The 14,418-nt window shown below is 41.7% G+C and carries 15 protein-coding genes and 1 other annotated feature; of the genes, 2 read left to right on the top strand and 13 right to left on the bottom strand.

The window, feature by feature from the left end; genetic code table 11:
• Nucleotides 1-45 precede the first annotated feature (45 nt).
• A complete protein-coding gene (gene pavA, locus HT689_RS06265) occupies nt 46-1,701 on the top strand; it encodes an Rqc2 family fibronectin-binding protein PavA (RefSeq protein ID WP_173226418.1) in 1,656 nt (551 codons plus the stop codon).
• 55 nt (nt 1,702-1,756) lie between these two features.
• Here the strand turns inward: pavA and HT689_RS06260 are convergent, their stop codons facing one another.
• The 10 genes from HT689_RS06260 to HT689_RS06215 all read right to left on the bottom strand — a co-directional run bounded on the left by HT689_RS06260 (nt 1,757) and on the right by HT689_RS06215 (nt 10,909).
• On the bottom strand, nt 1,757-3,526 hold the full coding sequence (locus HT689_RS06260; RefSeq protein WP_173226416.1) for a glucosaminidase domain-containing protein: 1,770 nt from the start codon (nt 3,524-3,526) through the stop codon (nt 1,757-1,759).
• Between the two features lie 41 nt (nt 3,527-3,567).
• The gene (locus HT689_RS06255) at nt 3,568-4,554 is read right to left on the bottom strand and encodes a dihydroorotate dehydrogenase (RefSeq protein ID WP_173226414.1); all 987 of its coding nucleotides are present in this window, start codon (nt 4,552-4,554) and stop codon (nt 3,568-3,570) included.
• On the bottom strand, nt 4,517-5,317 hold the full coding sequence (locus tag HT689_RS06250; protein ID WP_173226413.1) for a dihydroorotate dehydrogenase electron transfer subunit: 801 nt from the start codon (nt 5,315-5,317) through the stop codon (nt 4,517-4,519). Before HT689_RS06250 ends, HT689_RS06255 begins: the two co-directional genes overlap by 38 nt.
• Before the next feature lie 248 nt (nt 5,318-5,565).
• Nucleotides 5,566-5,946 (bottom strand): VOC family protein, encoded by a 381-nt coding sequence (locus HT689_RS06245; RefSeq protein ID WP_000157153.1) that lies wholly within the window; start codon nt 5,944-5,946, stop codon nt 5,566-5,568.
• A gap of 58 nt (nt 5,947-6,004) precedes the next feature.
• Nucleotides 6,005-6,364, bottom strand: coding sequence for a 50S ribosomal protein L20 (gene rplT, locus HT689_RS06240; protein WP_000124834.1), 360 nt, complete (start codon nt 6,362-6,364; stop codon nt 6,005-6,007).
• A gap of 51 nt (nt 6,365-6,415) precedes the next feature.
• On the bottom strand, nt 6,416-6,616 hold the full coding sequence (rpmI, locus tag HT689_RS06235) for a 50S ribosomal protein L35 (protein ID WP_001125943.1): 201 nt from the start codon (nt 6,614-6,616) through the stop codon (nt 6,416-6,418).
• A 32-nt stretch (nt 6,617-6,648) separates the two neighbouring features.
• Complete coding sequence (gene infC, locus HT689_RS06230) at nt 6,649-7,179, bottom strand: translation initiation factor IF-3 (RefSeq protein ID WP_000848180.1); 531 nt, start codon at nt 7,177-7,179, stop codon at nt 6,649-6,651.
• A 15-nt stretch (nt 7,180-7,194) separates the two neighbouring features.
• Nucleotides 7,195-7,326 (bottom strand) — a sequence feature (ribosomal protein L20 leader region).
• 72 nt (nt 7,327-7,398) lie between these two features.
• A complete protein-coding gene (locus HT689_RS06225; protein ID WP_173226411.1) occupies nt 7,399-9,639 on the bottom strand; it encodes a DNA internalization-related competence protein ComEC/Rec2 in 2,241 nt (746 codons plus the stop codon).
• Complete coding sequence (locus HT689_RS06220) at nt 9,623-10,273, bottom strand: helix-hairpin-helix domain-containing protein (RefSeq protein WP_173226409.1); 651 nt, start codon at nt 10,271-10,273, stop codon at nt 9,623-9,625. The genes HT689_RS06225 and HT689_RS06220 overlap by 17 nt, the downstream gene beginning before the upstream one ends.
• A 66-nt stretch (nt 10,274-10,339) precedes the next feature.
• The gene (locus tag HT689_RS06215; RefSeq protein WP_173226408.1) at nt 10,340-10,909 is read right to left on the bottom strand and encodes a GNAT family N-acetyltransferase; all 570 of its coding nucleotides are present in this window, start codon (nt 10,907-10,909) and stop codon (nt 10,340-10,342) included.
• 171 nt (nt 10,910-11,080) lie between these two features.
• Between HT689_RS06215 and ald the strand changes: the two genes are divergently transcribed.
• Nucleotides 11,081-12,193 (top strand): alanine dehydrogenase, encoded by a 1,113-nt coding sequence (gene ald, locus HT689_RS06210; RefSeq protein ID WP_173226406.1) that lies wholly within the window; start codon nt 11,081-11,083, stop codon nt 12,191-12,193.
• 56 nt (nt 12,194-12,249) lie between these two features.
• Here ald and HT689_RS06205 read toward each other — a convergent pair whose 3' ends face one another.
• From HT689_RS06205 to cvfB, 3 genes are all read right to left on the bottom strand, one after another.
• On the bottom strand, nt 12,250-13,245 hold the full coding sequence (locus tag HT689_RS06205; protein ID WP_050242508.1) for a PhoH family protein: 996 nt from the start codon (nt 13,243-13,245) through the stop codon (nt 12,250-12,252).
• Between the two features lie 85 nt (nt 13,246-13,330).
• Nucleotides 13,331-13,546, bottom strand: coding sequence for a YozE family protein (locus HT689_RS06200; protein WP_001232084.1), 216 nt, complete (start codon nt 13,544-13,546; stop codon nt 13,331-13,333).
• Between the two features lie 8 nt (nt 13,547-13,554).
• Nucleotides 13,555-14,409: an RNA-binding virulence regulatory protein CvfB gene (cvfB, locus tag HT689_RS06195; RefSeq protein WP_173226404.1), complete on the bottom strand. Its 855-nt coding sequence runs from the start codon at nt 14,407-14,409 to the stop codon at nt 13,555-13,557.
• Between the last annotated feature and the right edge of the window lie 9 nt (nt 14,410-14,418).

Here is a 14,418-nt window from a genome sequence, read left to right as displayed (position 1 = left end):
CCTTTTTGATATAATACTATGGAATACAATCACAAGGAGAGAACGATGTCATTTGACGGATTTTTTTTACACCACATGGTTGAGGAATTACGAAGAGAGTTAGTGAACGGTCGCATCCAGAAAATCAATCAGCCTTTTGAACAAGAGTTGGTCTTGCAAATCCGCAGCAATCGCCAAAGTCATCGCCTGCTCCTCTCTGCCCATCCAGTTTTTGGACGCATTCAGCTGACCCAAACGACTTTTGAAAATCCAGCCCAACCTTCCACCTTTATCATGGTTTTGAGAAAATATTTGCAGGGTGCCCTGATTGAGTCGATTGAGCAAGTGGAAAATGACCGTATTGTGGAAATTACAGTTTCCAATAAAAACGAGATTGGAGACCATATCCAGGCTACCTTGATTATCGAGATTATGGGTAAACACAGTAATATTCTACTGGTTGATAAAAGTAGCCACAAAATCCTCGAAGTCATTAAACACGTCGGCTTTTCACAAAATAGCTACCGTACCTTGCTTCCTGGGTCGACCTACATTGCTCCGCCAAGTACGGAATCTCTCAATCCTTTTACGATCAAGGACGAGAAACTCTTTGAAATCCTGCAAACACAGGAAACGACAGCTAAAAATCTTCAAAGCCTCTTTCAAGGTCTGGGACGCGATACAGCAAATGAATTGGAAAGGATACTGGTTAGTGATAAACTATCTACTTTCCGTAACTTTTTCAATCAAGAAACCAAACCCTGCTTGACTGAGACTTCCTTCAGTCCAGTTCCTTTTGCAAATCAGGTGGGAGAGCCTTTTGCCAGTCTTTCTGATTTGCTGGACACCTACTATAAGGATAAGGCTGAGCGAGACCGCGTCAAACAACAAGCCAGTGAACTCATTCGCCGTGTTGAAAATGAACTTCAAAAAAATCGCCATAAGCTGAAAAAACAAGAAAAAGAGTTACTGGCGACAGACAATGCGGAGGAATTTCGTCAAAAAGGGGAATTGCTAACAACCTTCCTCCACCAAGTGCCTAACGACCAAGACCAGGTTATCCTAGACAACTACTACACCAACCAACCGATCACCATTGCGCTTGATAAGGCCTTGACTCCCAACCAGAATGCCCAACGCTATTTTAAACGGTATCAGAAACTCAAAGAAGCTGTCAAATACTTGACTGATCTGATTGAGGAAACCAAGGCAACCATTCTCTATCTGGAAAGTGTGGAGACTGTGCTCAACCAAGCTGGACTAGAAGAAATTGCCGAAATCCGTGAAGAATTGATCCAAACCGGATTTATCCGAAGAAGACAGCGAGAAAAAATCCAGAAACGCAAAAAGCCAGAACAGTATCTGGCCAGTGATGGCAAAACCATCATCTATGTCGGTCGCAACAACCTACAAAATGAGGAGCTAACCTTTAAAATGGCCCGCAAGGAAGAACTTTGGTTCCATGCCAAGGACATTCCTGGAAGTCATGTTGTCATCTCAGGAAATCTAGACCCATCTGATGAAGTCAAAACAGACGCAGCAGAGCTGGCCGCCTACTTCTCTCAAGGTCGCCTGTCAAATCTGGTTCAGGTAGATATGATTGAAGTCAAGAAACTCAACAAACCAACTGGCGGAAAACCCGGCTTTGTCACTTACACAGGACAAAAGACCCTCCGTGTCACACCAGACCCCGAAAAAATCTCATCCATGAAAAAATCCTGATTTAACTTAAAATCAGGATTTTTAGCTTAGACTCAAATCATATCCAATTATAGGACTAATCTTTGCCACCTAGTTTTTCATTGATTTTCATCATCACACTAGCAATTTTTTCGCCCCAATATGGGTCTGAGGCATATTCCATATTCATACCAGACGCCTTATTTCCAAGGAAAGTTCTGCCCCTATCGATATAATTTTCCTTAATCCACTTGGTTGCACCTAAAATTCCCTTATCCACATCATCAAATGTCTTGGCAGAAAGGTAAGGGGTCGTGTCATAGGCTGTAATTCCAAAGAAATTATTCTTATCTTTGGCAATCTTACTTCGTCCCCAATCACTTTCTAAAGCACTATGGGCAAGGAGGTAAAGGGCATTGATATGGTAATGTTCTTCAGCTTCCTTAAAGGTAGCTCCCTTATTTTCCAAGAGACTATTGTCAATATTTAACAAACTAAATACCTTATCCAAATCTTCAGCACTGTAGTTTGTAGCCTCTGTCAAATCTTTGAAAAGGAAGGGATTCTCAAGGTTAAAACCATCAAAATGCAGCCCATCTGCCGAATAATATTTCTTGCCTACTTCCATATCAGAAAGATGAGAAGCTACTGGGATACTAGCATTCTGAGCCACATAGTGATAAAAACGGTGTCCATCACTCTCATAATAAGGGATAAAGTCCTTACTAGCATCCAGCGCTTGTAAATCTTCTGTTTTCATATAGCCTGACAAACCAGAAATAGTAATAGCCAGGCGCTTGTCATCACTTTTTCTATCCTTATCTAGCCAGACGACACTACCTTGCGATATATAGGAGAGCTTTTCACCATCTGCATTATAAACATTTGCTGTGACAGGCACTACTTGATAATAAGCAGCATTTTCATTTGTAGCTTTTTCTCCAAGCCATTTACCGTCGCTTCCAAGCTGATAACCTTCTACTGTCTCATTTTTCGCCATGTAGCCACCGGATTTGAAGTAGTACCAGGCTTGACCTTTAGAATCGTATAACCATTCTTTCTCAGCCATTTTACCATCAGATTTGATGTAAAACCATGACTCCTTATCCCAAATCCATTCATTGGCTGCCATATAGCCTCCCGATTTTAGATAATAATAGTGACCATTTTCGAAAATCCATTCTTTGTCAGCATGATTTCCAGTTTCTTTGATGTAAAACCAAGATTGGTATTGTTTGTCAAAAAGCCAACCTTGCTGTACTTTGGCGCCACTGGCATTCACATAAGCCTGGTCAATCCACTGACTTGTCAGTAGATAACCACCGGATTTGAAATAATAGTCCTTCCCTTTAATTTTGAGCCATTCTTTCTCTGCGTGCTCTCCATCTGCTTTGATATAAAACCAAGCGTCGTATTGAGAATCATAGACCCAGTCTTCGATTACTTTGGCACCTGTTGCACCAACATAGGAAGTTCCTACCCAAGCATTTCTTTTCATCTTTCCATTTTGGTCAAGATAATAGAAGGCTCCCTTGTCTTCTATCCATTCTGACTTGGCCATATAGCCACCAGATTTGAGATAAAAATAGTCGTCACCTTGTTTCAGCCATTCATTTTCAGCATAGTTGGCATCTGCTTTTATATAAAACCAAGATTGATAATGAGCATCAAAAACCCACTCATTGGCTGCTTGACTGCCATCTGCTTTCAGGTATTGTTTTCCTTGCCAAGTACCATCACTGGCCATTACACTGTCTGGTCTAGCTAAGAAAAATAGCAGGGCTAAAAAAATAAATCTTACTTTCTTCATTAACCTTCTTCCTCTGTTCTTATTTATTTTATTGTACCAAAATTCTCTGAAATTCATATTACAAACTAATAAAAAATCAAGAACAGATTGATTGCAGTTTACCTCAGAGACTCTTTTACTTCCTTGCGGAGATTTTCCAGACTGCTAATGCCGTATTTATCCATGACTTTTGGTAGCTTTTCGATGATATCAGGACAGGCATATGGATTGGTAAAGTTGGCTGTTCCAACTCCGATTGCAGATGCTCCAGCCAGATACATTTCTAGGGCAGATTCAGCCGAATCCACTCCCCCCATTCCAATGATAGGCAGGTCTGTTGTTTGGGCGACTTGGCGGATGAGTTTGAGGGCTACTGGAAAGACTGCTGGACCAGACATTCCACCTGTTCCATTGGCCAAGATTGGTTTTCTGGTTTTGAGGTCAAAGCGCATTCCAACTAGAGTATTGATCATGGTTAAGCCGCTTGCTCCCGCATCTTCTGCAGCTTTTGCGACAGTAACGATATCGGTCACACTAGGGGTTAATTTGACATAAACTGGCACATCAGAGGCTTCCACAGCTGCTTTCACCACATCATAAGCCAAATCTGGGTCTTGACCAATCAAAAGTCCATGATTACAGTGGTCAACATTGGGGCAAGAAATATTGAGCTCAATAGCCTTTACATTAGCTGCCTTGGAAATCCCATGAGAAACAGCTGCATACTCTTGTTTTGAAAAACCAGCCACATTAGCAATAATAGGAAGATTTGGATATTCTCTTTCCAGCCAAGGTAACTTTTCAGCCAAAACAACTTCCAAACCAGGATTTTGTAAGCCAATTGCATTGAGCATACCAGCGGGTGTTTCTGCCACCCTTGGAGTTGGATTGCCAAAACGGGCTTCAAGGGTTGTCGCCTTGATCATAATAGAACCTAAAAGGTCTAAATCATAGTACTTGGCATACTCTTGTCCAAAACCAAAACAGCCTGATGCTGGAATGATCGGATTTTTCAAATCCAAGCCTGGTAGAGAAACTTGTAAACGATTTGTAGTCATAATTTTCTCCTTATAATACAACTGTTCCTGTGCGGAAAACAGGGCCATCTTCACAGACGCGTTGGCTGACCGTCTCGCTTTCTGGCACTTTTAGGACACAGGCATAGCAGGCACCCATCCCACAAGCCATACGAGATTCCAGAGATAGATAGGCTCTTGGGTGGTCATAAAAGATTTGATTGATATACTTCATCATTCCAGGTGCCCCACATGAGTAAACAGCATCAAACTGATTATCTAAATCCTTGATAACAACGGAAACATTTCCCTTGATACCATAAGAACCATCATCTGTCGTTACAAAGACTTGACCATATTGAGCTAATTCCGTCTCTAAAATAACAGCATCCTTATTAGCAAAACCGAGGACTGTCACTACTTTCACTCCACGTCCATGCAATTCCTTGGCCACCTCAAGCAGAGGAGGTACACCAATCCCCCCTCCAACTAAGAGAACCTGACTCTGCTCATCAAGGTCAGACAAGTCAAAACCATTTCCCTGAGGACCCATCACATCAAGAGTATCTCCCTGACTTAAGGTTGAGAAAATAGCGGTTCCAGCCCCCTCAATCCGATAAATAAGATGACACTGCTTATTAGCCTTATCAATAGACGAAATTGAAATAGGGCGACGCAAGAGATGAGCATCATCAGGCACACGCAGATGAAGAAATTGACCTGCTCGCATAGCTTCAACCATTTCCCCTTCTAGGACTAATTTAAAGATTGCTGGCGCAATTTCCTCCTGTGCAACCACCTTCATGGTTTCCAAACGAATGGCACCCAAACGTTTCTTACATGTGGGATTCATGACTTTTCCTCCTTAAATTTTAAGGGGACCAGACAAAGAAAAGACCTTGCTAGTGCAAGGCCTCAGTTAAAATCGTACAACACAAGAGAGCACACTCAAAAAGTCTCCTCTAGAAAATTGCACTATTCTTTTATCTGACACCTTGTGAGTCTCTCTGGACTCCCCTTAAAGGTTAAATTTTTATTAGTATACTCTTTCAGCTAAAAAAAGTCAAGTAGAAAACGAACATTCTACTTGACCTCACGAGATTATTTTTCACGAATGACTTCGACCTTGTAGCCATCAGGGTCTTTGACAAAGTAATAATTAGGTGCAGTTCCTGGTAGACCATTTGGCTCAGTCACTTCATATCCTTTGGCACTGTGCTCTTGATGAAGTGCCTCAAGATCAGGTGTACTGAGGGCGATGTGGGCAAATCCATCTCCAACCACATAAGGACCGTGATCGTAGTTATAAGTCAACTCCAACTCATAGTCGTCACCCTCAAGTCCTAGATAGACAATCGTGAAGGCATGGTCTGGAAAATCTCTGCGACGCAATTCTTTAAAACCAAAAGCATCTTGATAAAATGCGATTGATTTTTCAAGATTTTCTACTCGCAAGCAAGTGTGTAGCATTTTTGAAGCCATATTCTTCTCCTTTATTTTTAAAAAGACTGGGACAATCCTGTTCCAGTCTTATCAGTTATTATTTACCAAGTTTTGCTTTAGCTGCATCTGCAAGAGCTGTGAAAGCTGCTGCATCGTTAACAGCCAAGTCAGCAAGCATTTTACGGTTAACTTCGATCTCAGCCAATTTCAAACCATGCATCAATTGTGAGTATGAAAGTCCGTTCATACGAGCTGCCGCGTTGATACGAGTGATCCACAATTTGCGGAAGTCACGTTTTTTCTGACGACGGTCACGGTATGCATAGTAGTAAGAGTTCATTACTTGTTCTTTTGCAGTACGGAACAAGATGTGTTTAGCTCCATAGTAACCTTTTGCTAATTTAAGAATACGTTTACGACGTTTGCGTGATACAACGCCACCTTTAACACGTGCCATGTTTTATTTCCTCCAAATATTTCCTAGAATTGTTTACTTACAGTCAAACTATTATTTCAAGCGAGTAAGCATTGCTTTGATACGTTTGTAATCTCCTGAATGCACCATAGATGCTTTACGAAGATGACGACGTTGTTTCTTAGTTTTTCCGTGGAAACGGTGAGAAGTGTAAGCACGGAAACGTTTAAGTCCACCAGAACCTGTACGTTTGAAACGTTTAGCTGATGCGCGGTGTGTTTTTTGTTTTGGCATGATTTTTTCTCCTTTATTTAACTTTCTGACAATTATTTTTTGTCAGTCGCTGGCGCCAATTGCATGAACATTTGACGTCCATCCATTTTAGCACGTTGTTCGATGATGGCAATATCTTGAGTTGCTTCAGCAAACTCGGCTAAAACTTTTGCACCAATCTCTTTATGGGTAATCATACGACCCTTAAAGCGAATAGATACCTTAACTTTATTTCCTTTTTCAAGGAATTTGCGTGCATTGCGAAGTTTTGTATCAAAGTCACCCTTGTCAATCGTTGGACTTAGACGAACTTCTTTCACAGTAACAACACTTTGTTTTTTACGTTGTTCTTTTTGCTTCTTCTGGTACTCAAATTTGAACTTACCGTAGTCCATAATTTTTGCAACAGGCGGTTTGGCTTGGGGTTGAATCAATACTAGGTCAACATTAGCGTTATCAGCCAAAGCTTGCGCTTCACTGAGTGGCTTGATGCCTAGCTGTTCTCCTTCAAGACCAATCAAGCGAACTTCACGTACACGAATCTCATCATTGATGAATAAGTCTTGCTTTGCTATGGTTTTCACCTCTTTTGTTTTATTAGAGAAAAACAATAGCGGACTCGTAATTATACAAGCCCGCACGTTATGATAGCGTTTCTTAGAAACTTTTCATCCGTAGGGCCAGGCAACTTAATGTCACAAGGCGAGAAGCTCTCACTTCTGCTTTTCTCAACTTTTATATGATACCAAGTTTTCTAGCCCTTGTCAAGATAAAAAGTTATTTTTTTGAAAAGTTTCTGCTCATTAACCAACCGTTTCGATTTTCCAACTTTTCCAACCTTTAAATCGTATAGCTCCTTGCTGGTCAGTTCGATAAACTTTGCTATTGATACCTTCCAGTCGTGTCAAAGTTTCCTGATGGGGTAGTTTCGTTCGATTGCTCTTTCCAACTGAGATAAGAGTAAGCTCTGGTTTGAGCTGTTCTAGAAAGGCTGAACTTGGTGATTTTTTAGAGCCATGTTGGCTAGCTTTCAAAACATCCACTTTCAAGTCTGGATAGTGCTTCAGCAAGTCCCTCTCTCCTTTCTCCTCCAAATTTCCCGTGAAGAGAAAGTGCTTATCCAAGAGTTTTCCATACAAAACCAGGGAATCTTCATGATCGCCATCTCCCATTTTCCTTGGAGATAGAACTTCTAACTGACTTCCAAAAATGGATAAGTTCTCCCCTACTGTCACACTACGCACGTTAGTTTGAGTCGCCTGTAGTTCTGCCACAAATTCCTTCTGTTTTAGACTGCCTTTTGACACTAAAATTTCGCCTACATGGAATTCCTTGCTCACCTCCAACAAATCTCCAACATGTTCCTTGTCCGTGTTGGTCAAAATTAGCTGGTCAATCTTGGCTACTCCTCGACTTTTAAGATAGGGAATCAAGGTTCGCTGAGCATTGCTGGTCGTCGTCTTTTCTTGCCATTTTTCGATTTTCTTATCAGATTCTGCCTTGCCACCTACATCTATGAGAATAGTTTTACCAGCTACATCCCGTAGGAAAATACTTTCGCCTTGCCCCACATCCAGCATGGTGATTTCATTTTCTAGTGGATACTTGGTCAAGAAAAAGAGACCTGTAATCAATAAGCTCAACACCATTAGCCTTTTAATGTTTTTCCTCAAATCATAAACTAATGCCAAGGAAATTAACAATAAAATTAAAAGCCATGCATTGGGTTGTCCAAAGACAAGCGGTCTACTTGCCACCTGTGATACAAAGCGAATCATTCCCTCCAACCATTCAAAAATAAAATTCAGCTGAATGACTGGATAGAGAAAGGAAAGGGCAAATAAGATAGACAGGAGCGGTAAGAAGATTAAGTCAAATAGAAAGGAAAAGACAAAGGTCAAAAGGATAGACCAAGGCTGAAATTCTGCAAAATAGAAGGATAAAATGGGCAATATTCCCAAGGAAATGACTAGACTTTCTCTGGCAACAGCCTTAAGCCCCTCCCCTTCTTTGCTTGTCATAGTCAAGATAAAAGCATAAGCACATGACAAAACTCCTCCTGCAGTCAAGAAAAAGTTTGGCATGACAATAAAGAGGACAAGCACCGTCAAGGCAAAATTATCCAAGCCCTTAACACCATGTTGAGCCAGTAGCTTCTGCAAGAGACTGCGAATGACCGATACCGAAAATCCTGTCAGACCAGCATAGATAAGGGAAAAGGGATAAGTCAGCCACCTCAACTTTTCTTGGATCAAGCCTAATCGCAAGAGTAGTTTCTTAAAGCCATCCATGAAAAATCCTACCTGCATGCCCGACAAGGCAAAAAGATGAATAATTCCTAGACTGGAATAAAGCTCATTCATCTCTTCAAAGTCGGTGTCCAGATGTCCTAATAGAAGCCCTGTCATGTAATTGCGCATAGGGTCTGGAAAGTGCGTCTTAATCCAAACCACAGCCTTACGGCGTAAACTGGACAGGTTTTCACCTATATCCCAACTGCCGACTTTTTGAAGCGACTGGATTCTTTTTATATTGAGAGTCTGGTAAATTCCCTGAGTCTTCAGATAGGCTCGGTAGTCAAAGCCACCAAAATTTCTCTTCCCTTCTGGCTCCGAAAGTTTTCCTTCTAGTTCTATATCATAAAGGTCTGTCAAGGTTTGAAAGGCTTCTTTCTCCTCCTCGGACTGGAGTTTATAATAAACTTGAAAAATGAGTCCATCAGACTTGCCACGAAAGGATAGACTGTCACCATTGACCTTAATAGTGTCAGTCAAAATCCGTACCCTTTCAACAGAATACGCCAAATTTTGACCCGCTTGACTCTGTTGCCAATTTTGAAACAGAAACCAAAAGCCAAAGACTCCGCAAATCATTAGAACTTTGCCCGCAGATTTCCAAGGAAATTGGATAAAGAGGCAGACTAGCAGAAAAACGAAGCCCAACAAAGCAAGATAGGATGCTGAAAAAATGGCGTAGTAAAGCCAAAGCAACAGAAAACTCAGGTAAATTAGAGGAATTGAGAAATTCTTAATCCACTGTAACATAATCTTTTAGCTTTTCTATGGTCTTGGCACCAATGCCAGAGACTTTCTTGAGCTCGTCTACTGACTTGAATTTCCCATTTGCCTCACGATGGTCGATAATGTCCTGAGCTCGTTTTCCTCCCAGTCCCTTGACCTGCTTGAGTTCTTCCAGACTGGCCTTGTTGAGATTGACCTTCTTTTCCTTGCTTGTTGAAGAAGCCACTCCAGAACCAGTCTGTTGACTAGCTGTCTCTTCTCCCTTAGTAGGAACGTAAACCAGAGCCTCATCACTAACTTTCTGAGCTAGATTGAGTGCCTTACTGTCTGCTTGCTCTGTCAAGCCACCAGCCTTCTGAACAGCATCATTGACCCGACTACCTACCGGCAAATCATAAATTCCAGGTGCTTTAACAGCACCTTTGACATCTACTGTAATTAAATCTTGTTCAAGGGGTTCATCCTTTTCTTCCTTTTTCACTTCCTTTTCGGTCGATGAATCCTTGGAAACAGCTGCAACTTCAGCCTGTAAATTCGTTTCTTTTACAGATGTTTGTGGAGCTGGTTTTAGCAGGAAAAATCCGCCAACAAGCAAGCCTAGACCTGTACAGATAACAATGATTTTATACTCTTTGATTTTCTCGATAATTGCTTCCATATATTCTCCTCTCTTAGATTATTCGTAAGAGAAAGAAAAAACAGTTGAAAATTTCTTTTCAACTGCTTATTTATTTGCAAAATAGTCTTCCTTGGTCAAGACATAATGAACTCTTGTCACGATTCGGCCTTCTTCATGCTGGTCCATACAAGCATAAGCTTCTTCGTGAGAAAAACGCATTCCTGATTTCTCCATGACCTTTCCTGACGCGGGATTAGCCTTATCGTAAAGGGCGGTCAACTTGTTCATTCCAATCTTCTCAAAAGCCAGCTCAATTACGGCACGATTGGATTCTGTCGTCAATCCTTGATTCCAATACTTTTTATTGATAATGTAGCCAATAGCTGCCTTCTTAAGAACAGAATCAATCTTGTGCAAGTCAATGGTTCCGATAAACTGACCATTGCTTTTTAGTTCTATTCCCCAACGTCCCAAGGGATTAGCCAAGTAGAACTGAGCAATATTATTTTTGGTTTCTTCTAAATTTTGATTGGTTAGAAAAGTGTAACGTGTATTATCCTTGTCCGAGGCATAGTCAAACATTGCTTCCGCATCGTCCAAGGTTACAGGTCTAAGCAATAAACGCTCCGTTTCTATAGACGGATACTGGGCAAGTTTTACAAAAATTGATTCCATACGTTTCTACCATTCAAAAGTATTTTCTATCAGTATAGCATAAAAAAGAAGTGATAACAAATTTTTCTTGCTTTTTAAAGCGGTTTCATATAGAATAAAATCATCACCTTATTTTATAGATAATTGTGATAAATCATTTACAACCCGTCAATAGAAAGTGAGTTTTTCTCTATGTTAATCGGAATTCCAAAAGAGATTAAGAATAATGAAAACCGTGTTGCCCTCACACCTGCTGGTGTCCACAGCTTAGTCGGTCGTGGTCATCGTGTCCTTATCGAAACAAATGCTGGTCTCGGTTCTGGCTTTACTGATGCTGACTATCAAAAGCAAGGAGCTGAAATTGTCGCTACTGCTGGTGAGGCCTGGTCTGCAGAGTTAGTCGTGAAAGTAAAAGAACCATTAGCTTCTGAATATGATTACTTACGTGACGACCTGCTTCTCTTCACCTACTTGCACATGGCCGCTGCTCCAGAATTAGCAGATGCTATGTTGGAAGCAAAAACAACTGGGATTGCCTATGAAACTGTCCGTGATTCCCAAGGTCAATTACCACTCCTCGTACCTATGAGTGAGGTTGCAGGCCGTATGGCAGTCCAAATCGGTGCTCATTTCCTAACTAAGCAAGCAGGAGGTTCTGGTGTCTTACTGGGTGGTGTGCCAGGTGTACCTAAAGGGAAAGTAACCATCATCGGTGGCGGTGTCGTAGGTACCCATGCTGCTCGAATTGCTCTTGGTCTTGGTGCACAAGTAACCATCCTTGATAACAGTGCTAAACGTCTCTCCATTTTAGAGGAGGTCTTTGGCCATCAAATCCAAACACTTATGTCAAATTCATTTAACATCGAAGCAAGTGTGAGAGATGCGGATGTGGTGATCGGAGCGGTTCTTATCCCTGGTTCCAAAGCACCAAAATTGGTGACTGATGAGATGGTCAAGCAAATGCGCCCAGGTTCAGTCATTGTGGATGTTGCCGTTGACCAAGGTGGCGTTATCGAAACAGCTGACCGTGTGTCAACGCATGATGAACCTGTCTATGAAAAACACGGTGTTCTCCACTATGCCGTTGCCAATATACCTGGTGCGGTTGCTCGTACTTCAACCATTGCCCTAACCAATGTCACTCTTCCTTATATCGAAGCTTTGGCTGGTAAAGGTTTTGTACAAGCAATCTCTGAAGATGAGGGCTTGCGCCAAGGTGTTACCACTTATCAAGGTTACTTAACCAGTCTTCCAGTAGCCCAAGGCCTCAATAAAAAACATACTCCAATTGATGAACTAGTATAAAAAATCTAATTATCAGATAAAAGAAAGAGCAAGTCCACCTGAACTGCTCTTTTTTGCTATTCTGTTTCTTCTTGGACTTCTTCACTCTCTTCTTTTTTAACTGGAGCTGGTTCATAAGCTCGAATAATCTGAGCAACAACTGGATGGCGAACCACATCCTTAGCTGAAAAATGAACAAAGTCAATCTGGTGAATGTTCTTGAGCTTTTCTTGGGCATCAATCAAACCGGACTTGACATTACGTGGTAAGTCAATCTGACTGATATCTCCATTGACAATCATCTTAGAATTAAAACCTAAACGAGTCAAAAACATCTTCATCTGCATGATAGTCGTATTTTGCGCCTCATCGAGAATGACAAAGGCATCATCCAAGGTTCGTCCACGCATATAGGCAAGGGGGGCGATTTCGATAATTTCACGCTCCATGAGACGAGTCGTTTGGTCTTTCCCCAGAATCTGATACAAGGCATCATAAACAGGTCGAAGGTAAGGATCTACCTTCTCTTTAAGATCTCCCGGAAGAAAACCTAGACTCTCGCCAGCTTCCACTGCCGGGCGTGTTAGGATAATCCGCTTAACCTGACCACGTTTAAGGGCAGTCACTGCCAAGGTCACTGCAAGAAAGGTCTTCCCTGTTCCTGCAGGTCCGATTCCAAAGGTCACATCATGCTGTTTAACACTGTCCACATAAAGTTTTTGACCTAGTGTTTTGACACGGATAGGCTTCCCTGTATTATCCTTGATAATTTCTTCTTCATAAAGGGCGACAAATTTGTCGATTTCATCGTTTTTGACCATGCTAATCGCAGTCACCACATCTGGCGTCCCAACCGTCATCCCACGATTCACCAAGACCATGAGAGCTTGAATAACCTGACGAGCTTCCTCACAGGCAGTCTCTTCTCCCAAAACCTGGACAATCTCCGTACGGGCATGAATCACCACATCAAGCTCTTCTTCCATCAAACGAAGATGGCGTTCATTGGAACCAAAAAGATGAAACAGGTCATCTGGATGACTCAGTTGAATGTCAATTGAATGTTCCTTCAAATAAAGAACCTCTCTAATCCTTTTATTTCTTTTTATTATAGCAAAGGGATGGATAAATTACTAGCCCAAACCTAATGAATAAAGTCTAGTGTTCTAAGTATTCTTGCCAGATAGCGTCAAAATCTCCTAGGTTAAAAGAGAAACTGGCATGCTCCTCCAAAAAGCGACTCACCTCATCAAAATCATCTGTGTGTTTTGGGAAGGCTGACTCCTCAAAAGCTAGGTCTGCCAATATAGCCTTGGGACTGTTGCTTTTAGGATTGCGCTCGGTCATGAGCCAAGTGTAAAATGATTTTCTCATAAGTCTCCCTAGATCAACTCTGTCCCAAACTGGTCTTGCTTGATTTTACCAGCCTTCATCAAACCACCGAGTGCTTTCTTGAACTGACCTTTAGAAATGCCAAAGGTTGCCTTGATATCGTCTGGAGATGACTTATCATTTAAGGTCATGAAACCGCCATTTCTTTCTAAATAAGTCAAAATCATCTGGGCATCATTTTCCAACATCTCAAAAGAACGTGGTTTGAGGGAGAGGTTCAAGGTACGGTCCACTTCACGGAAACCAATAACGCGCGCTTCTAATACTTGCCCCAAACGTGGCTCTGTGTAACGCTCGCTAGGATGGATAAAGCCAAGCATGTTATTTTCTGGCAGGTAAACAAAAGTTCCTGACAGCTTGAGGCGGTAAACAATGGCTGGCCAGTTTTGGTTCTGCATGTTGTTGTAGGCAGGACGAGCTAGACGTTGGAAGTCTTCTTGATAAGCCAAGAGGCCCCAGATACGGTCTTTCTTGTCCACTTCAAGACGGATGTAGAGTTGGTCGCCCTTCTTAGGCCAGAGTTCCTTGAACTCAGGGAGAATATCGAGTGACACAACGATTTCCTTGTCAGGAAGGCCTGTATCCACAAAGACACCCAAGTCCTTACGAACCTCTGTGACACGTCCCCAACCAAATTGGTCCTGAGTGGCAGTCACTTCTAGAGTTGTCAATCGGAGTTTTTGCTTCATATCCGTGTATGCAAAACCTTTGACCGTATCCCCTACTGTATGTTGGCCCTCTTCCTTAGCAAGAGCATAGGTTTGACCATCCTTTTGCACAAAGTAAAAACGGTCGTTTTCATCGATGATCAGTCCAACGATAAAACTTGCAAGATTTGTATTCATATTTCCTTC

The organism is Streptococcus sp. 2342, from assembly GCF_013276795.1.
In the GTDB taxonomy this organism is placed as follows: domain Bacteria; phylum Bacillota; class Bacilli; order Lactobacillales; family Streptococcaceae; genus Streptococcus.
Note: the sequence above shows the minus strand (reverse complement) of the source record. Positions and strands in the feature narration are given on the sequence as shown.

What these genes read in the sequence shown, in the direction of transcription:
- HT689_RS06220 (WP_173226409.1), bottom strand. Translation starts at nt 10,273, where the DNA reads ATGGAAGCAATTATCGAGAAAATCAAAGAGTATAAAATCATTGTTATC.
- HT689_RS06245 (WP_000157153.1), bottom strand. Translation starts at nt 5,946, where the DNA reads ATGGCTTCAAAAATGCTACACACTTGCTTGCGAGTAGAAAATCTTGAA.
- rplT (WP_000124834.1), bottom strand. Translation starts at nt 6,364, where the DNA reads ATGGCACGTGTTAAAGGTGGCGTTGTATCACGCAAACGTCGTAAACGT.
- HT689_RS06225 (WP_173226411.1), bottom strand. Translation starts at nt 9,639, where the DNA reads ATGTTACAGTGGATTAAGAATTTCTCAATTCCTCTAATTTACCTGAGT.
- HT689_RS06260 (WP_173226416.1), bottom strand. Translation starts at nt 3,526, where the DNA reads ATGAATTTCAGAGAATTTTGGTACAATAAAATAAATAAGAACAGAGGA.
- HT689_RS06215 (WP_173226408.1), bottom strand. Translation starts at nt 10,909, where the DNA reads ATGGAATCAATTTTTGTAAAACTTGCCCAGTATCCGTCTATAGAAACG.
- HT689_RS06200 (WP_001232084.1), bottom strand. Translation starts at nt 13,546, where the DNA reads ATGAGAAAATCATTTTACACTTGGCTCATGACCGAGCGCAATCCTAAA.
- rpmI (WP_001125943.1), bottom strand. Translation starts at nt 6,616, where the DNA reads ATGCCAAAACAAAAAACACACCGCGCATCAGCTAAACGTTTCAAACGT.
- ald (WP_173226406.1), top strand. Translation starts at nt 11,081, where the DNA reads ATGTTAATCGGAATTCCAAAAGAGATTAAGAATAATGAAAACCGTGTT.
- cvfB (WP_173226404.1), bottom strand. Translation starts at nt 14,409, where the DNA reads ATGAATACAAATCTTGCAAGTTTTATCGTTGGACTGATCATCGATGAA.
- pavA (WP_173226418.1), top strand. Translation starts at nt 46, where the DNA reads ATGTCATTTGACGGATTTTTTTTACACCACATGGTTGAGGAATTACGA.
- HT689_RS06250 (WP_173226413.1), bottom strand. Translation starts at nt 5,317, where the DNA reads ATGAATCCCACATGTAAGAAACGTTTGGGTGCCATTCGTTTGGAAACC.
- HT689_RS06255 (WP_173226414.1), bottom strand. Translation starts at nt 4,554, where the DNA reads ATGGCCCTGTTTTCCGCACAGGAACAGTTGTATTATAAGGAGAAAATT.